At 69.0% G+C, this 18413-nt stretch carries 16 protein-coding genes; 5 read left to right on the top strand and 11 right to left on the bottom strand.

The features are described 5' to 3' along the window. Positions 1–67 precede the first annotated feature (67 nt). Complete coding sequence (locus QTI45_RS13670; protein WP_286368330.1) at positions 68–244, top strand: hypothetical protein; 177 nt, start codon at positions 68–70, stop codon at positions 242–244. Between the two features lie 10 nt (positions 245–254). On the opposite strand, the gene QTI45_RS13665 is transcribed toward QTI45_RS13670, so the two are convergent. The 6 genes from QTI45_RS13665 to QTI45_RS13640 all read right to left on the bottom strand — a co-directional run bounded on the left by QTI45_RS13665 (position 255) and on the right by QTI45_RS13640 (position 8484). Further along, complete coding sequence (locus tag QTI45_RS13665) at positions 255–881, bottom strand: LysE family translocator (protein ID WP_286368331.1); 627 nt, start codon at positions 879–881, stop codon at positions 255–257. A gap of 3 nt (positions 882–884) precedes the next feature. Next, on the bottom strand, positions 885–1385 hold the full coding sequence (locus QTI45_RS13660) for a GrpB family protein (protein ID WP_286368332.1): 501 nt from the start codon (positions 1383–1385) through the stop codon (positions 885–887). Beyond that, complete coding sequence (locus tag QTI45_RS13655) at positions 1382–1762, bottom strand: TfoX/Sxy family protein (protein WP_286368333.1); 381 nt, start codon at positions 1760–1762, stop codon at positions 1382–1384. Before QTI45_RS13655 ends, QTI45_RS13660 begins: the two co-directional genes overlap by 4 nt. A 12-nt stretch (positions 1763–1774) precedes the next feature. Next, a complete protein-coding gene (locus QTI45_RS13650; RefSeq protein WP_286654699.1) occupies positions 1775–2179 on the bottom strand; it encodes a PaaI family thioesterase in 405 nt (134 codons plus the stop codon). An 11-nt stretch (positions 2180–2190) separates the two neighbouring features. Beyond that, positions 2191–2466: a DUF2277 domain-containing protein gene (locus tag QTI45_RS13645; RefSeq protein WP_286368335.1), complete on the bottom strand. Its 276-nt coding sequence runs from the start codon at positions 2464–2466 to the stop codon at positions 2191–2193. Between the two features lie 75 nt (positions 2467–2541). Then, positions 2542–8484, bottom strand: a complete 5943-nt coding sequence (locus QTI45_RS13640) for an alpha-2-macroglobulin family protein (protein ID WP_444813113.1) — start codon at positions 8482–8484, stop codon at positions 2542–2544. Between the two features lie 149 nt (positions 8485–8633). Between QTI45_RS13640 and opgC the strand changes: the two genes are divergently transcribed. Continuing rightward, the gene (gene opgC / locus QTI45_RS13635; RefSeq protein WP_286368337.1) at positions 8634–9776 is read left to right on the top strand and encodes an OpgC domain-containing protein; all 1143 of its coding nucleotides are present in this window, start codon (positions 8634–8636) and stop codon (positions 9774–9776) included. Here the strand turns inward: opgC and QTI45_RS13630 are convergent. The 5 genes from QTI45_RS13630 to argH all read right to left on the bottom strand — a co-directional run bounded on the left by QTI45_RS13630 (position 9753) and on the right by argH (position 15357). Continuing rightward, the gene (locus tag QTI45_RS13630; protein WP_286368338.1) at positions 9753–10493 is read right to left on the bottom strand and encodes an SGNH/GDSL hydrolase family protein; all 741 of its coding nucleotides are present in this window, start codon (positions 10491–10493) and stop codon (positions 9753–9755) included. The genes opgC and QTI45_RS13630 overlap by 24 nt on opposite strands. 97 nt (positions 10494–10590) lie before the next feature. Continuing rightward, a complete protein-coding gene (locus QTI45_RS13625) occupies positions 10591–11964 on the bottom strand; it encodes a UDP-glucose dehydrogenase family protein (RefSeq protein ID WP_286368339.1) in 1374 nt (457 codons plus the stop codon). A gap of 4 nt (positions 11965–11968) precedes the next feature. After that, positions 11969–12940: a UDP-glucuronic acid decarboxylase family protein gene (locus QTI45_RS13620; protein ID WP_286368340.1), complete on the bottom strand. Its 972-nt coding sequence runs from the start codon at positions 12938–12940 to the stop codon at positions 11969–11971. Between the two features lie 21 nt (positions 12941–12961). Continuing rightward, the gene (locus QTI45_RS13615) at positions 12962–13804 is read right to left on the bottom strand and encodes a glycosyltransferase family 2 protein (protein ID WP_286368341.1); all 843 of its coding nucleotides are present in this window, start codon (positions 13802–13804) and stop codon (positions 12962–12964) included. Positions 13805–13959: 155 nt separating this feature from the next. Beyond that, positions 13960–15357, bottom strand: coding sequence for an argininosuccinate lyase (gene argH, locus QTI45_RS13610; protein WP_286368342.1), 1398 nt, complete (start codon positions 15355–15357; stop codon positions 13960–13962). A gap of 49 nt (positions 15358–15406) precedes the next feature. Between argH and QTI45_RS13605 the strand changes: the two genes are divergently transcribed. Genes QTI45_RS13605 through QTI45_RS13595 form a run of 3 tightly spaced genes read left to right on the top strand, consistent with a single transcriptional unit; the run spans position 15407 to position 18404 of the window. Continuing rightward, entirely contained in the window at positions 15407–16495 is a 1089-nt protein-coding gene (locus QTI45_RS13605) for a sensor histidine kinase (protein WP_444813114.1), read from the top strand. Positions 16496–16497: 2 nt separating this feature from the next. Next, positions 16498–17244: a LytR/AlgR family response regulator transcription factor gene (locus tag QTI45_RS13600; protein ID WP_286654698.1), complete on the top strand. Its 747-nt coding sequence runs from the start codon at positions 16498–16500 to the stop codon at positions 17242–17244. Next, positions 17241–18404 carry an AI-2E family transporter gene (locus tag QTI45_RS13595; protein WP_286368345.1) on the top strand — a complete coding sequence of 388 codons (1164 nt, stop codon included), beginning with the start codon at positions 17241–17243 and terminating at the stop codon, positions 18402–18404. The genes QTI45_RS13600 and QTI45_RS13595 overlap by 4 nt, the downstream gene beginning before the upstream one ends. Positions 18405–18413 lie beyond the last annotated feature (9 nt).

Here is an 18413-nt window from a genome sequence, read left to right as displayed (position 1 = left end):
CGTGCCGCCGACGCGGTGCCGACACCGCTGCGCCCGACGATGGATTCTCCAACCCAAGGAGATCCAGATGAAGAGCCTCGCACTCGTCCTCGCCGCCCTCGCGCTGTCGGGCTGCATCGTTGCGCCTTACGACAGCTACCGTCCGCCGCCGCCGCGGGGCGGCGCCTACATGGACCGCGACCGCGATCGTGACGGCGTGCCCAACCGCTACGACCGCCGCCCCAACAATCCGTACCGCTATTGAGCCCGGCGGCTCACACCGGGCGCCGGGCCAGCAGGGCCCAGACGCCGGCGGCCGACAGCAGCGAGCCGCCGGCGAGGTTGAAGCGCCGCTGCGCGCGCGGCGAGGCCAGCAGGCGCCGCGCCGAGCCTGCGAACACCGCATACAGCGTGGCGTTGAGGGCGGCCATGAAGACGAAGGTCAGGGCCAGCACCCACAGCTGATGCGTCACGCTGGCACGCGGATCGATGAACTGCGGCAGGAAGGCGACGAAGAAGACGATGCCCTTGGGATTGAGCGCGGTCACGAGGTAGGTGTTGGCGAACAGCCTCCAGCGCGAGCCAGGCGCGGCGGGTGCGGCCAGCACGGCCGGCGAGATGCCGGCGCGCAGCAGCTTGATGCCGAGGTAGAGCAGGTAGAGGCCGCCGACCCACTTGATGGCGGTGAACCAGAAGGCCGAAGTCGCGAGCAGGGCGCCGAGGCCCAGCAGCGAGACCACGAGCGCGGTCGAGTCGCCGAGCGCGACCGCCGCCACCAGCGGCAGGTTGGCGCGCTTGCCGTGGGCCACCGAATAGCTGATGACCGTGAGGATGGTGGGCCCGGGAATGATCAGCAGCACCGCCGATGCGGCGACGAAGGCGAGCCAGAGCTGGAGGGACATGGACTACTCCTGGAGTGTCTTGAGGATGAAAGAGGTCTTGGCCTCGGTGTAGGCGTCGCGGTCGTCGCGGAACTCGAGGGCGAGCCGACGCTTGAGTGCCGCGTAGTCGGCAGCGACATCGGGATCGGCGCGCAGGGCATCGCGAAAGGCCAATCGCTGGCGCCACAGCGGGCTGTCGAGCGGAACGAGGTGCAGGTGATGGGTTCGCAAGGCCGGTGAAGGCTTGCAGAACCAGTGCATGGCTTCGGCCTTGTAGGGCGCATAGAGGTAGCCGGCGCGCGCCACCGCCTCGATGGCCGGTCGCGAGTCTTCCAGCGAATGCACCGGCGCCATGATGTCGATCACCGGCTTGGCCGCAAGCAGGGGCACGGCGGTGCTGCCGATGTGCTCGATCGCGCCGGCCAGCCAGGGGGCCAGCGTGGCTTGCAGCAGGCGGCGCTCGCTCTCGAAGCGTGCCGGCCAGGTGGGATCGTAGGCGACGATCTCGATCGCGGCGTCAGTCATGGCGTTCGAGTATGACTTCCCACAGGGCCTTGGGCTGACTTGCGCTTTCTCGGCCTCGCCGCGATCTCCAGCGATTCGCGAGCCAGGGCGACCAGGCGCTCGCGGTCTTCCAGCAGGTCGGCGGGCAGCGCGTAGTAGCGCCGGACCTCGACCCGCCGCACGCGCGTGGAATACGCAAAGCAATGGCTGCCCATCGCCTCATAGGCCGGACGGGTGGTGTCGTCGACCGCGAAATAGAGCACGTTGTCGATGATCATCGCGAACTGGATGCCGGCGGCAGACAGCCCGACGCCGCTGAACAGGCGCGCGCTCCGGAGGTCGCGCAACGCATCCAGCTGGTCTTTCACGAAGGCGACGAAATCGGGCGATGTCTTCACGGCGCCTTCGGGCTACGCATCCATGACCAGCTGGGTCTGCGTGACCACGGTGCACAGCTTGCCTTCCGCGGTCCGGATGGTGGTCTGCCACACCATGGTGGTCCGCCCCCGATGGAGCGCCACCGATTCGCCGACGACCGTGGTGTCGACGCGCGCGCCGCCGATGAACTTGGTGCTGGAGTCGGTGGTCGTGGTGCGCTTGCCCTGCGGCAGGTTGATGAGCGTGCCGACGGCACCGAGCGTGTCGGCGAAGGCCATGTAGGCGCCGCCGTGCAGGATGCCGCCGGCGGTGCACAGGTCGGCGCGCACCGGGAGTTCGGCGACCACGCGCTCGGGTTCGAGCGTGACGAGGCGCACGCCCATCAGGCCGGGGAACAGCGGCTCGAGGATCTGCTGGATCTGTTCGACGCTTGGCATCTCTGCTGCCCTCAGCCCTGGGCGCCGAAGCGCACCGCGGTCCTGGCACGGGCGCGGGCGGCCTCGATCTCGCGGTCGCGCGGATCGGCGGTGGTCACCAGCGATTCGATCAGTGCCCGGGCTGCCGCCGTGACGTCTTCGACCGCGCGATCGAAGGCTGCCTCATTGGCCTTGGAGGGGCGGGCGAAGCCGCTGAGCTTGCGCACGAACTGCAGCGACGCGGCGCGCATCTCCTCCTCGGTGGCGGGCGGCTCGAAATTGAACAGGGTCTTGATACTTCTACACATCATGTCTCCATGCGAGAGGGTCGAGCGCGCAGTTTGCGCCAGGTTCGAGCGCCAGCTCAAGCCCGTGCGTCCCTCCTATTTCGCCGCCTCCACCTTGACCCGCGCATTCGGCATGTCGCCGAACATCTCCGGCGCGTAGAGCGCCTCGACGCGGCTCGGCGGCAGCGCGAAGTCGCCGACGTTGTTGAGGCGCAGCGTGTACTCCATCTTCACGCTGCCCTTCGGCAGGTATTCGTAATAGCTGCGGAAGGCCTCGAAGCTGCGCTCCTCGAAGGCTGGCCAGCCGCTGCCCGAGCGCTTCTCACCCTGGGTCGCGATCTGCGAGTCGCGGCCCAGCCCGCCGCCCAGAATCGTGGCGCCGCCGGGGATCGGGTCCGTGATCGCGACCCAGGTCATGTCGGCACTGGCGTTGACCTCGAGGCTCACGCGCAGCACGTCGCCGCGCGTGTAGATGCCCGGCGTCGCCTGCTCGACCGGCGTCACCGTCTTCCTGATCGCGTAGCCGGAGGCGAAGGGTGCCTTGAGCTCGACCGCGGCGAGCGACTGCAGCGTGAGCCAGGGCTTGCCGCTGCCGCTTTGCGTCACCAGCAGCGTGTCGCGCGCGGCAGCGGCAGGCCACGGAACGAACATGGTGTTGTTGCGCAGCATGCCCGGCGATGCCGGCGCACCGAAGCCGCGGGCCTGGTTCGGCGCGCCGCCCGGGTCGCCGGCCTTGATCCGCTCGACCTTGCTCCAGTCCACCTGTGCCTTGGCGGCCCCCAGGCTGGCGGCCGTGAGGCCGGTGACCGGCGCGCTCTCGAAGCGCCTGGAGAATTTCTCGAGCGCGAGGCCGCCCCACAGGTTGGCGGTGGTGGTGCGCCAGGCGCCGTTGTGCTGGCGGCCGATGAAGCCGCTGGCGAGCCGGCCGATGTCGTCCTTCCAGGCCGGATCGTCCAGCACCGCCAGCAGCAGCCGCGCGCTGTTGACATCGCCGTTGGCCATCAGCCACCACCAGTTGTCGTCCTGCTCGGTGCTGAACTGCAGCCGCGTGCCCTGCCAGCTCAGGCGCGCCCTGAGCACGTTGTTCGCTTCGTCGAGGCGCTGCTGGCGCTGCGGCACATCGGCGACGCGGCGCAGGATCTGCAGCCAGTCGATCACCGCGCTGGTCGGCCACTGGTTGGGCGCGATGGTGATGCTGGCGGCCATGCGGCCTTGCGCCTTGCCGTAGCGCGACAGCGCCTCGAGCGCCGCCAGCTTGCGCACGTCGAGGTCCTTGCGCGGGCTCCAGAACTCGCGCTGGATGCGGCCTTCGACGAAGGCGATCAGGCCCTGCACCATCGGCGCCGTGGCCGTCTCGGGCAATGCGAAGGCCGGGTCGATCGCGGCCGCCTCGTGCGTAGCGGCCAGCAGGTAGGCGGTCAGGATGTCGCTGCCGCGATTCGCTTCGCCATCGCGCGGCGGGAAGTAGTTCGCCAGGCCGTCGCCGTCGAGATAGCTCGGCATCTGCGCCAGCACCGCCTGCCAGGCCTTGCCGTCGCGCAGGCCGATGGCCTTGCTGGCCTTCTGTTCGAGGCACGCGTAGGGATAGACGGCGAACCAGTCGCGCACGCCGGCGAGGCCTTCGGCCAGCCGCGGCTGCAAGGACATGCGCAGGCCGCCGCGGCCGGGCAGGGCGTCGGCCGGCGGCCCGACGTCGAGCGTGAACGGGCCGTCGAGTTGCACCAGCGTCGCCTGCTGCACCGTCAGCGGCACCGCGGGCAGGATGCGCTGGCGCACCTTGAGCGCATCGCGCGCGCCGCCCAGCGTGTCGCGGGCTTCGATCTCCCACAGGATCGCCTCGGCTCGCGTCTGCCCGAGCTGCGCCGGCGCGGTCACGGTCCAGGCCAGCTCGCGCGCTTCGCCGGCCGGGATCTCGACCGTCTGCGGCGCCAGCGTGAGCAGGGTCGCTCGCGGCGTCGCCTCGACCTTCATGGCGCTGGCGGTGGTGTTGCGCAGCGTGAGCTGGGCCCGGAATTGGTCGTCCTCGCGCACCAGCGGCGGCAGGCCACTGATGATCTGCAAGTCCTGCGTGGACCGGATCGACGCCTGGCCGGTACCGAACAGGCCGGTGCCGGCATCGGCCACGGCCACGATCCGGAAACTGGTCAGCGCATCGTTGAGCGGCACCGCGAGCGTGGCCTGTCCGTTGGCGTCGAGCACCAGCGCGGGTTTCCACAGCAGCAGCGTGTCGAGCAGTTCGCGCGTCGGGCTCTTGCCGCCCCCGCCGCCCGCGGGCACGGCCTTGCGGCCGTAATGCCGGCGGCCGACGATCTCCATCTGCGCGGTCGAGGTGGCGACGCCCCAGCTGCGCCGCTGCAGCATCGCCTCGAGCAGGTTCCAGCTGTCGTTGGGCAGCAGTTCGAGCAGCGCTTCATCGACCGCCGCCACCGCGACTTCGGCGCCGACCGCAGGCTTGCCGTCGGGCAGCCGGCCGGTGATCGTGACCTGCGCCTGGCTGCGCACCGGGTAGGCGGGCTTGTCGCTCGACACCTTCAGGTCGATGCGGTGCGATTGGGTGCCGACCCGGATCTCGGCCAGGCCGAGCCGGTAGGCCGGCTTGCTCAGGTCGACCAGCGCGGTGGGCGCGACGTACTCCTTGCCTTCGTACCAGAAGGCGGTCCACCATTCGCGCGGCGCCCTGAAGCCCCAGGTGAAGAAGCTGTACCACGGCACCTCGCGCAGCCGTCCGCGCAGCGCCAGCACGCTGATGTAGGCGTTCGGCCCCCATTCGGGCTTGACCTGCAGCGTCACGGTCGGATCCTGGCCGTTGAGCTGCACCACGTGGGTCTCGATCACGCCTTCGCGCTCCACCGACACCAGCGCGGTGGCGAAGCGGAACGGGCTGCGCACCTGGAAGCGCGCGACCTCGCCGGGCTGGTAGCTCTTCTTCTCGGGCAGCACGTCGATGCGGTCGTGGTCCTCGCCGCCGAACCAGAGCTCGCCCTGGCGCGTGACGTAGACCGAGGCCGCGGCGCGGCTGTCGCGGCCCTCCTTGTCGGTGGCGCTGGCGATCAGCTCGACCTGGCCCGGCTCCTTGAGTTCGGCCTCGCACAACAGCAGGCCGCGCGTGTCGCTCTTGCCGCTGCAGATGGTCCCGATCTCCTTCACATCGGTCTTGTTGTCGTAGGTGTAGAAGCCGCCGACCATGCGCTTGCGGCTGGTGGTCGTGATGCGGGCGATGGCACGCACGTTGAGCGTCACGCCTTCCTGGGGCTTGCCCGCGAGGTCGAGCGCCAGGGCCTGGAACCTGATCTTCTGGCTGGCCGAGACCCAGCCCTCGGTCTTGATGCCGGCGACTACCGACGCCGGCCACAGCGTGTGGCTGCTGCGCAGCGTCTGGACCTCGCCGTTGGGATCGGAGTAGCTGGCTTCGAGCAGCAGCTCGCGCGGCGTCGCCCTGGCGACCGGGATCTTCTCGATCACCAGCTTGCCGGCGCCCTCGCGGTCGAGCGTGAGCGGGAGCTTGTCGGCGATCACGCGGGCCTCGTCGGCGCCCGCCGGGTCGCTGTCGCCTTCCTTGGCCGGAGCGGCGAAGCTGAAGGCGTCGAAGTCGGGAAAGGAGGGCTGCCTGGCGCGCACCAGCGCCGACACGCGCACCGGCAGGGCCGCCGCGCCGCCGCCAGCCACGTAGTTGACCTGCACGGCGACCGGCAGCGAGCCGATCGCGACCAGCGGCTTGCCGTCGCTGGGCCCGATGCGGCCTTCGAGCACCGGCAGGCGGAACTCCTCGACCCGGAACTGGCCGGTGGCTTCGCTGCCTGCGCCGCCTTCTGCCGCGCCTTCCTTGCCGCTCCTCAGTTCAACCTGGTAGATGCCGAGCCTGGCGGCCGGCGGAATGGCGAAGCTGCTTTCGCTGCTGAGGCCGCCGGTGGCGGTCTTGCGCCACTTCAGCGGCTGCGTGAACTGCTGGCCGCTGCCGGCGTGGGTGACGACCAGCGTGTCGGGCAGCCGTTCGGGCAGGCCGAAGCCCTTCTGCGTCTGGGTGCGGATCAGGTGCTTCATCGACACCGTCTCGCCGGCGCGCAGCAGCATGCGGTCGAACACCGTGTGGGCGATGCGGTCGGGTCGGGCATCGAGGCTGGTCGGCACGTTGAAGCGCCAGGGCTCGATGCCGCGCTGCCAGTCGCTCCAGGTGAAGGCGAGGTCCTCGACGCCATCGGCATCCTTCGCGCGGGCACTGACGAAGTAGGCGCCGGCGTTGTAGTCGTCGTCGCTGCTGCAGGAGGGCGCTTCGGCGGAAATGCCGGAGAGGCGCACCAGCCCGTTGGCATCGGTGCTGCCCGCCGCCACCTCGCGGCCGTCGCAGGACGACACCCGCACCGCGGCATTGGCGACCACGCGGCCCTTGTCGAGCGTCGTGACCCAGGCCACCGAGTTCTCGCGGCCCAGCTTGAAATGCACCGCCAGGTTGGTGGCCAGCGCGGTGGTCCGCACGTACATCGTGCGGCCGCTGCCGTAGCGTTCGTCGAGCAGCGCGTCGCCGAGCTTCTGCGAGGCGATCTCGAGCACGTGGAAGCCGGGCGTGAGCGGAATGCCGACCACCTCGAAGGGGCGCGGATCGCCGCCCTCGGCCTTCGGCATGTCGAGTGCGCGCACGCCGGGCTGGCCGCCGAGCAGGGACACCATGCGGGTCTGGATGCTGTCGCGATCGTCCTTGTCGATCACCTTGGGCAGGGGCGCCTTGACGTCGCGGGCGGCGGTCTTGCGCGACACCAGGTCGTTGTCGTAGCGGCGCACCTTGCGGAACCAGGCAATGATCTCGGGGTCGCTCTTCGGATTCAGGTCGCTGACCCGGCCGGGCGTCGAGCCGAGGGTCAGGGCCTGCACCTGGAGCGCCGCCTCGACCCGGCGCACCGTGACCGGCATCAGCGCCACGCCGCCGGGCTCCGCCAGGCGCTCGACCACGCCGAAGGGCGAGGCCGCGAACTTGGCCAGCGGCGGCATCAGGCCGGTCGCGACCTTGAGCGGGAAGCTGCCGGGCGAGGCCAGCGTGCGGCCCGAGGCGTCCTCGAACTTGGCCGGCAGCTCGATCGTGAATGCCGTCTGCTCGGCGAAGGGGCCGGCGAAGCGCAGCGATTCGACCACGCCGTCGTCGTCCCGGGCCGCGTTGTCGTCGAACTGCGGCGTGAAGCTCTTGCCGGCGCCCTTGAGGGTGATGGCCGCGGCCAGCCGGCGCGCCACCGGCGCGTTGAACTGCAGCACCATCGGCTTGAGCGGAAGGCAGGCCGACTGCGCGTTCTCGCGCTCGCAGCTGAACGACACCGCGAAGGGCTCCCGCACTTCGAAGCCGAGCCGCCGCTCGACGTTGTTCGCCACGCCCGAGGGCGTCGCGACGCCCCTGCCGTAGACCAGCTGCACCTTGCCGGCCGGCGGCAGCGTGCGATTGCACTGCAGCGTCAGGAAGCGCAGCGGCGCCTTCTCGGCGTCCTTGTCGCGCCCCAGGGACTTCAGCAGCGCGGCGCGCTGATCGCCGCCGACCTGCTTCACGGGGATGCGCTCGCCGATGCCGCTGGCGGCGCACCAGACGTTCTCCTGCACGCTCTCGGGCGTGGCCGGCCCGTTGAGTTCGAGCAGGAAGATCTGCTGCTCGTCGATCTTGCCGTAGCTGGGCTGCCAGTTGCGGATGAAGGGGCCGCCGCTGTTGAAGCGCCAGTTCTCGGGGCCGGTCAGGGCGGCGCCGGCCGGCGACTGGAAGCCGGCGACCCGCGTGACGGTGCAGTGCAGGCCCGGCGGCAGGTCATTCTCGAAATCGAAGACCCATTCCTTCTCGCCGGTCCAGCGGCCGGTGCCTCGGCCGGCCTCGGCATCGGCGCAGGCGACGGCCAGCGGCGCCGCTGCCTTGGGGTCGCCGAAGCGCACGGCCGGCTGGTCGAACCGGGCGACCACCTGGCGCACCCGCGAGACTTCGCCCTGCGGCGTCAGGCTGGTGATCTGCAGCGCTTGGGCCGCGCCGGCGGCCAGGATGGCGCTGGCGGCCAGCAGGAAGGCGGGGGTCGACAGTCTCAAGCGTTGTTCCTCATCCAAGATCCGTAGCGCGTCGAGCGTAGCCCATTTGCCCTCGCGCGGAGCCCGGTCCCGGGGCCCGCTCCTTACAATTCGGGGCTCGTCGTGCGTGTCTCGCGCGGACCGCTCACAGATCACGTCGACCGATGAAACGCTACTGGGAAATCGATGCATTGCGCGGGCTCATGCTCGTGCTGATGACCGTCACCCATCTGCCGACCCGCTTGACCGATCCGCTGGGGCAGCCCTTCGGCTTCGTTTCGGCCGCCGAGGGCTTCGTGTTGCTGTCGGCCTTCGTGTCGGGGCTGGTCTACAGCCGGATCGCGCGCACCCAGGGCGTCGACTCGATGCGCCGGGCCTTCTGGCGCCGCGCGCTCAAGGTCTACCTGAGCCAGGCCGCGACCCTGCTGTTCCTGTTCACGGTCATTTCGGCCGTCGGCCTTCGCATCGACCAGCCGGCAGTCAAGAACCTGCTGTCGTTCTATCTGATGAATCCCCACGAGGGCTTCCTCTATTCGCTGCTCCTGATCTACGAACCGGCACTGCTCGACATCCTGCCGATGTACATCTTCTTCATGCTGCTGAGCCCGTGGGTGCTGGCCTTCGGGCTGCGCCACGGCTGGACCGGCGTGATGGTCGCCAGTGCCAGCCTCTGGGCGCTGGCGCAGTTCGGGCTCAGCGAATGGCTCTACGGGCTGACCGTGCGCCACACCGGGCTCACGGTTCCCTTTCACGAGATGGGCGCCTTCAACGCCTTCGCCTGGCAGTTCCTGTGGTTCGCCGGGCTCTGGATGGGCGCCGGCCGCAACGCGCCCGATGCGCAGCCGCTGCGCATCCCCGACTGGCTGGTGCTGCTTGCCGGAGCGGCGGCGCTCTACGGCTTCTGGTGGCGCCACCACGGCATCAATGGCCAGGCCCCCTTCGGCGGCGACGTCGAGCTGAACCTGCTGTTCGACAAGTGGCAGCTGGGGCCGCTGCGGCTGGTCAATCTGGCGGTGCTCGGCATCGTGGCGGTGCGCTTCGGGCCGGCCTTCATGCGGCGCATTCCGCGCCTGCACTGGCTCGAGGACCTGGGCAGCGCCTCGCTGCCGGTGTTCTGCGCCCATCTGGTGGCGGTGCTGCTGGTGCTGGCGGTCTACGGGGACAGCCAGACGGCGCGGCCCTGGTGGGGCGACGTGCTGTTGCTGGCCGTGGTGTTCGCGTGGCTCTACGGCGTTGCCCGTCTCACGCTCTGGTGGGACGAGCGGCAGAAGCCGGCACTGCCGCTACCGCGCGCCCTGGGCGATTGAAGTTCCTGCGGCCTCCGGCGGCTGCAGGTGCGCTGCGATCACCGACTGCCAGAGCCGGTAGCCCTCGTCGTTGAGGTGCAGCTGGTCGCCGCGGAACAGTTCGGCGCGCGGCCGGCCGTCGGCGCCCATCATCGGCGTGTAGACGTCGATGTAGTCGCTGTTGGGCAGGCGCTGCAGGTAGGCCTCGATGATGTGGTTGGTCTCGCGCACGCCGGGCAGCAGCTTCGCGCGCGACGGGCTGGGCTTGACCGAGATGTAGGCGATGCGGGTGTCGGGCAATCCCGCGCGCACGGTGCTGGCGAACTGGGCGAAGCTCTCGAGGACCTGCAGCGGCGTGCGTCCCTCGGCCAGGTCGTTGTCGCCGGCATAGACCAGCACCAGCCGCGGCTTGTAGCGCACCACGAGATCGGCCGCGAACAGGCTGCAGTCGGCCATGGTCGAGCCGCCGAAGCCGCGATTGATCACCACCGGCTGCTGGCGGAAGTCATCGGCCAGGCGCGACCACATCCGGATCGTCGAACTGCCGACGAACAGCACGCCGCCGGGCGCCGGCTGCCGCTCGCGGTCGGCGGCGGCGAAGGAGGCGAGTTCGCCCTGCCAGCGGGCCCGGGCCGCGCTGTAGGCCGGCGTGGCGTCGACCGCGGCAGGCTCGGCCTGCGCCGCCAGCGCGCCTGCGAACACCAGGGAGAAAAGGACGAGGCGGGCTGCAGCTTTCATCGACACCATCGAAGACCAACGTTCTTCGACCGGAAAGCGTTGGCAAATTCCGGGCGATTCAATCCGTAATGGTAACAAGCTGTAATGACAGCGGTACTCAGAGGCTGTTGCGGCCGATGCCCTGGTAGGTGATGCCGGCGTCCTTCATCGTGGCCGGCTCGTAGAGATTGCGACCGTCGAAGACCACCGGCGACTTCATCAATGCCTTCATCCGCTCGAGGTTTGGGCTGCGGTAGGCCTTCCACTCGGTGACGATGATCAGCGCATCGGCGCCGGCCAGCGCCTCGATCGGGTCCTTCGCCGAAGTGAAGCTGATGCGATCGAGCAGCGCCGGCGCATCCGCGAAGTCGAGCTTCAGCACGCGCTTCGTCTCCTCGACCGCGATCGGGTCGTGCGCCACCACGCGCGCGCCGGCGCGCAGCAGCACGTCGAGCACCACGCGGCTCGGCGCCTCGCGCATGTCGTCGGTGTTGGGCTTGAAGGCGAGGCCCCAGAGGGCAAAGCTGCGCTCGCTGAGGTCGGGTCCGAAACGCGCCAGCACCTTGTTGGTCAGCACGCGCTTCTGCTCGTCGTTGACCGCCTCGACCGACTCGAGCACCCGCAGCGTCTGGCCGTTGTCGCGTGCGATGCGGGTCAGCGCCTGGATGTCCTTCGGGAAGCAGCTGCCGCCGTAGCCGGTGCCGGCATACAGGAAGCTGTAGCCGATGCGCGGATCGGAGCCGATGCCCTGGCGCACCGCCTCGATGTCGGCGCCGACCCGGTCGGCCAGGTTGGCCAGCTCGTTCATGAAGCTGATGCGGGTGGCCAGCATCGCGTTGGCGGCGTACTTGGCGAATTCGGCCGAGCGCACGTCCATCACGCGGGTGCGTTCGTGGTTGCGGTTGAAGGGCGCGTAGAGCTGGCGCATCCAGCCCAGGGCCTCGCGGCCGTCGTGGTCGTCGGTGTAGCCGATCACGATCCGGTCGGGCCGCATGAAGTCCTCGACCGCCGCCCCTTCCTTCAGGAACTCGGGGTTGCTCACCACCGAGAAGCGCAGGTCGGAGCGCCCGCGCCGGTCGAGTTCTTCCTGGATCACGGCCGTGACCTTGTCGGCCGTGCCCACCGGTACGGTCGACTTGTCGACCACCACCTTGAAGCCTTCCATGTACTTGCCGATGTTGCGCGCCGCGGCCAGGACGTACTGCAGGTCGGCGCTGCCGTCCTCGTCGGGCGGCGTGCCGACGGCGATGAACTGGATGTCGCCGTGCGCCACCGAGGCCTCGATGTCGGTCGAGAAAGCGAGCCGCCGGGCCGCCACGTTCGACTCCACGACGTCGGCCAGGCCCGGTTCGTAGATCGGGATGCGGCCCTCGTTGAGGGTGGCGATCTTGCGCGGGTCGAGGTCGAGGCAGAAGACGTTGTTGCCGATGTCCGCCAAGCAGGCGCCGGTGACCAGGCCGACGTAGCCGGTGCCGATGATCGAGATGTTCATGCGCTCAGGCCGCCGTGGGTTCCGAAAGGATCTGGTCGAAGTAGGCGATGGTCTTCTTGAGGCCTTCCTCGAGCTGGGTCTTGGGCGCCCAGCCGCCGAGTTCCTTCTGCGCCATCGAGATGTCGGGCCGGCGCTGCTTGGGGTCGTCCGCGGGCAGCGGCAGCTTGACCAGCCTGCTCTTCGAGCCGGTCAGTTCGATCACCTTGTTGGCCAGCTCGAGCATCGAGAACTCGCCCGGATTGCCGATGTTGACCGGGCCCGGCAGCTCGTCGCCGGTGTCCATCATGCGCAGCATCGCTTCCAGCAGGTCGTCCACGTAGCAGAAGCTGCGTGTCTGCTGGCCGTCGCCGTAGATCGTGATGTCCTCGCCCTTCAGGGCCTGGACGATGAAGTTCGACACCACGCGGCCGTCGTTCATGTGCATGCGCGGGCCGTAGGTATTGAAGATCCGCACCACCTTGATGCGCAGCTGGTGCTGGCGGTGGTAGTCGAAGAACAGCGTCTCCGCGCAGCGCTTGCCCTCGTCGTAGCAGCTGCGGATGCCGATCGGATTGACGCGGCCCCAGTAGGCCTCGACCTGCGGATGGATCTCGGGGTCGCCGTAGACCTCGCTGGTGGAGGCCTGCAGGATCTTGGCCCGCACGCGCTTGGCCAGGCCCAGCATGTTGATGGCGCCGTGCACGCTGGTCTTGGTGGTCTGCACCGGGTCGTGCTGGTAGTGGATCGGCGAAGCCGGGCAGGCCAGGTTGAAGATCTCGTCGACCTCGACGTAGAGCGGGAAGGTCACGTCGTGCCGCATCAGCTCGAAGCGCGGATGGTCCAGCAGGTGCTCGACGTTGCGCTTGCTGCCCGTGAAGAAATTGTCGACGCACAGGACGTCGTGACCCTGTTCGATCAGGCGGTCGCACAGGTGGCTGCCGAGGAAGCCGGCGCCGCCGGTGACCAGCATCCGTTTGGAGGCGTTGTATTTGCGCATTCGCTGAGTCTTCCTGGTAAGTCAGTTCGATGGTTGCTGATGGCGTTGCTCGTACATCTTCGCGTCGACCAGCATGCGGAACCACAGCGCCTGGAAGAAGGCAAAGTAGAAACCGGTCGTGCCGTCGAGGAAGCCGAGGCGGAACACGTAGCGGTAGACGAAGTAGCTGAGCGAGCGGACGCCGGTCGGGAGCTTGTAGTAAAGCTCCTTGATGAAGCGGGTGCGCTCGCGGGCATCGCCCATGAGGCGCGGCTGCAGCACGTTGTCGGCGGCGACCTGGGGGCCGAGCTTTTCCTTTGCCTCGGCGTCGCTCCAGCGGTTGTGGCTGGCGATCCAGTCGGCCAGGCGGGCCGAGTTCTTGTCGTGCATGAAGCCGTCCAGGCGGCCCGGCTTCGCGCTGCTGATGAAGTGCTGGTCGTAGAGGCGCGACTCGCAGCGGCCCTGGCCCGAACGGAAGAGCCGCAGGTGCCACGGGTTGACGCCGCTGAAGCGCAGCATCTTGCCCATGAAGTAGTCGCGGCGGCGGATCAGGTAGGCGTCGAAGGGGGGCTGGCCCGCCAGCACGGCCGTGATCTCGGCGACCGCGCGATCGTCCAGCACCTCATCGGCGTCCAGGTGCAGCTGCCATTGGTACGAGGGCTCGATCTGGGCGATGGCCCAGTTGCGCTGGTCGCTGTAGTTCGAAAACGGGCGCTGCACCACTTTGCAGCCCAGTTCCTCGAGGATCGCCGGCGTGCCGTCGGACGAATGCGAGTCCACCGCGAAGACGTGCGGGCTCACTTTTTTCGCCTGAGCGACCGTTTCGCGAACGATCGAGGCGGAATTGAAGGTCAGGATGACGACGACGCAGCGGGGTATTTCCATGGAGTTCGGCGCTTGGTGGCAGCTTCGGATCAGGGTTCACCCGAATCCGTAAGCGCAAAGCATGCCAAACTTTAGCACTACATTCTTACATTTAGGAACATGACGGACGGCCAAACCCCTCCGACCATCGGCCTATTGCCGCAGAACTTCACGCTTCAGGCCAGTCGTGCCTGGTGCCGGGCGATCTGCTGGCGCACCTGCGCCGGCGCGGTGCCGCCGAGGATGTTGCGGGCGTTCAACGAGCCGCGCAGGCTCAGCACGTCGTAGACGTCCTTCTCGATCTTCGGGTTGAAGGTCTGCAGCACCGCCAGCGGCAGCTCCGACAGATCGACCTGGTGCGAGATCGCGGCCTTGACCGCATGGGCCACGGTTTCGTGCGCGTCGCGGAAGGGCAGGCCCTTCTTGACCAGGTAGTCGGCCAGGTCGGTCGCCGTGGCGTAGCCGCGCAGCGCGGCCTTTTCCATTGCCTCGGGCTTGACCGTGATGCCGCCGACCATCTCGGCGAAGATGCGCAGCGTGTCCTTGAGCGTGTCGACGGTGTCGAACAGCGGCTCCTTGTCTTCCTGGTTGTCCTTGTTGTAGGCCAGCGGCTGGCCCTTCATGAGGGTGATCAGGCCCATCAGGTGGCCGACCACGCGGCCGGTCTTGCCGCGCGCCAGTTCGGGGACGTCCGGGTTCTTCTTCTGCGGCATGATCGAGCTGCCGGTGCAGAAGCGGTCGGCGATGTCGATGAAGCCGAAGGACTGGCTCATCCACAGCACCAGTTCCTCGCTGAGCCGGCTGATGTGGACCATCGCCAGCGAGGCGGCGGCGGTGAATTCGATCGCGAAATCGCGGTCGCTCACGGCGTCCAGGCTGTTCTGGCAGACCTCGTCCATGCCGAGCGCGCGCGCGACGGCCTCCCGATCCAGCGGGTAGCTGGTGCCGGCCAGCGCCGCGGCACCCAGGGGCAGGCGGTTGACCCGCTTGCGCACGTCGGCCATGCGCTCGGCGTCGCGTGCGAACATTTCCACGTAGGCGAGCATGTGGTGGCCGAAGCTCACCGGCTGCGCCACCTGCAGGTGCGTGAAGCCCGGCAGGATGACCTCGACGTTCTTGCCGGCCAGCGCCAGCAGCGACTTCTGCAGGTCGGTCAGGAGGCCGGCGATCAGGTCGATCTCTCCGCGCAGCCAAAGGCGCACGTCGGTCGCGACCTGGTCGTTGCGGCTGCGGCCGGTGTGCAGGCGCTTGCCGGCGTCGCCGACCAGCTGCGTCAGGCGGGCCTCGATGTTCAGGTGCACGTCCTCGAGATCGAGTTTCCAGTCGAAAGCGCCGGATTCGATTTCGTCGCGAATCTGCTTCATCCCGCCTTGGATCGCGGCGAGGTCCTGCACGCCGATGATCCCCTGGGCTGCCAACATGCCGGCATGCGCCAGAGAACCCTCGATGTCAGCCTGCCACAGCCGCTTGTCGAAGAACACGCTGGCCGTGTAGCGTTTGACCAGGTCGCTCATCGGTTCGGAGAACAGGGCGGACCAGGCTTCGGATTTCTTGTCGAGTTGGTTTTGAGTCATGGGAACCGTTCGGGAGGCAATAATGGGTTTGGCACCCATTGTTTCTGTGATGCGCAACCCGTCGATTTTATCGGCCACCCCCACGGCGTCGCCGGCGACGCCTCCCGCCACGCCCGTTCCGACCCGGGTCAAGGCGCCCGCGCGCCCCGTGCGGGCACTGTTCGATGCCTGCCAGATCGGCGTGGTGCTGCGCGCGGTGCTCTTCGTCGAGGTGGTAGTGGCGGTGGCCACGTTGTTCGCGGCCCCGACTCTGTCCGAATGGCTGCTGCTGGCGGCGACCGTCACCGGCGGCGCCTTGCCGGCCACGCTGGTCTGGCTGCTCGCCACCTGTGCGCTCAAGAAGCTGCTGGCCCGGCTGCCGGTGCCGGCGCAGTATGCGGCTGGGGCGCTGCTCGGCGCGCTGGCGGCCCTGTATGGCTGCGGCCTGCTGCGCCTGACCGGCGTGGTCGGCACGGCGCCCTGGCTCGCCAGCGCACTGGCCGGCGCCCTCTTCGCGGGACTGATGATGGCGGCGCTGGTGCTGCGCGCTCGCGGCCAGACGCCGGCGGCCACCACCGCGCGGCTGGCCGAGCTGCAGTCGCGCATCCGGCCGCACTTTCTTTTCAACACCCTCAACAGCGCGATCGCCCTGGTGCGCCAGGAGCCGGCCAAGGCCGAGGCCATGCTGGAAGACTTGAGCGAGCTGTTCCGGCAGGCGCTGGCGGACCCGGGCGAATCGGTCACGCTGGCCGACGAGATCGCGCTGGCCGAGCGCTACCTGGCGATCGAGCAGGTGCGCTTCGGCGACCGGCTTCGCATCCGCTGGGACATCGATCCGGCGGCCCACGGCGCCCGGCTGCCGCCGCTGCTGCTGCAGCCGCTGGTCGAGAACGCGGTCAAGCATGGTGTCGAGCCGAGCCCGGACGGCGCCCGCCTGCGCATCCGCACCGAGCGCCGAGGGGCGATGGTGCTGATCGAGGTCATCAACAGCCTGCCGCCGCTGCGCTGGGCCGATGCGCCGCTGCCGCGCGGCCACGGCATTGCGCTCGACAACGTGCGCGATCGCCTGCGCCTGCTGCACGACATGCAGGCGCAGTTCCATGCCGGCATGGACGAGAAGAGCTATCGCGTCCGCATCGCCATCCCCGCTGAATCATGAGCATGCCCGCGCTTCGAACCCTCATCGTCGACGACGAATCGCTGGCGCGCTCGCGCCTGCGCGCCCTGCTGGCCGATTGCAACTCGCCGCCGGCGGAAGTGGTGGCCGAGGCGGCCCATGGCGAAGGCGCGCTGGCCCAGCTGGCCAGCGCGCGCTTCGACCTGGTGCTGCTGGACATCCACATGCCCGGCCTCGACGGCCTCGAGCTGGCGCGCCAGCTGCGCAGCCGGCCGGGCGCGCCGGCGGTGGTGTTCGTCACCGCCTACGCGGCCCACGCCGTCACCGCCTTCGAGTTGGAGGCGGTCGACTACCTGACCAAGCCGGTGCGCGCCGAGCGCCTGCAGCAGGCCCTGCAGAAAGCCGAGCGCTACCTCAAGGACCAGCGGGCGCCGCTGGCCGAGCCGCAGGACGTGCTGCTGATCCAGGATCGCGGCCGCACCGAGCGGGTGCCGCTGTCGGAGATCCTGTACCTGAAGTCGGAGCTCAAGTACCTGACCGTGCGCACGGCCTCGCGCAGCCACATCTTCGACGGCTCGCTGGCCGAGTTGGAGGAGCGCTATCCGGCCCGCTTCGTGCGGGTCCATCGCAACGCCCTGGTGGCACGCGCCGCCATCCGCACCCTCGAGAAGTACGACGACGGCGAGGACGCCGAGGGCTGGGCGCTGCGGCTCGACGGCATTCCGGAACCGGTGATGGTGTCGCGGCGCCAGCTGTCGACCGTGCGCGAAGCGCTCAAGGACGTGCGATGAGCGAAGCTGCCGAACCGGCCGCCGCCGCTGTCGTCGAGACGGCCGAGCCCGACCGCGTGCTGCTGCACATGCCGGTCGATGTCCGCAGCGCATCGCTGGTGGTGCTGGCCGTGCTGGCCAGCGTGTTCGCGCTGCGCTGGGCGGCGGCCGTCTTCATCCCGCTGATGGTCAGCCTGCTGCTGACCTACGCGCTGGCCCCCCTGGTGGACCGGCTCGAGCGCTGGAAGATCTCGCGCTGGATCGGCGCGGCGGCGATCCTGCTCGGCCTCGGCGGCGCTTTCGGCTGGACCGGCTATTCGCTGGCCGGCAGCGCGTCCGAACTGGTCGATTCGCTGCCGGTGGCGGCGCAGAAGCTGCGCCTGGCGTTGCGCACCAGCAGCCGGGCGACCGATGCCAACACGCTCGACACCGTGCAAAAGGCCGCGGCGCAGCTCGAACAGGCGGCCGAGGAGAACTCGGCCAAGGTGGCCGCGCGCAAGGGCGTGGCGCGGGTCGTGATCGAGAGGCCATCCTTCAATGTGCGCGACTACATGTGGAGCGGCACCGTCGGCCTGATCAGCGCCGCCGGCCAGCTGACGCTGGTGGCTTTCCTGACCTTCTTCGCGCTCGGGTCCGGCGACACCTTCCGGCGCAAGCTGGTCAAGATCACCGGCCCCAGCCTGCAGAAGAAGAAGATCACGGTGCACGTGCTCGACGACATCACGGGCCACATCGAGCGCTACCTGCTGGTGCAGATCCTCACCAGCGCCCTGGTGGGCGTGGCGACCGGGCTGGCTTTCTGGGGCCTCGGGCTCGAGAACGCGGCGGTCTGGGGCATCGTCGCCGCGGTCACCAACCTGATCCCCTACATCGGCTCGGTGATCGTGATGGCGGCCGCGGGGCTGGTGGCCTTCCTGCAGTTCAACGGCATCCAGATGGCGCTGCTGGTGGGCGGCACCTCGCTGGTGATCCACACGCTGGTCGGCAATCTGCTGGTGCCCTTCCTGACCAGCAAGACCAGCCGCATGAACCCGGTGGCGGTGTTCGTCGGCGTGATCTTCTGGGGCTGGCTGTGGGGCATCTGGGGCCTGCTGCTGGGGATCCCGATCCTGATGGTCGTGAAGGCGGTCTGCGACCATGTCGAAGACCTGCAGCCGATCGGGGAACTGCTGGGCGATTGAGCCGCGCGC

Source organism: Variovorax saccharolyticus (assembly GCF_030316765.1).
Classification (GTDB): Bacteria; Pseudomonadota; Gammaproteobacteria; order Burkholderiales; family Burkholderiaceae_C; genus Variovorax; species Variovorax saccharolyticus.
This window is presented reverse-complemented; position numbering and strand designations above follow the sequence as displayed.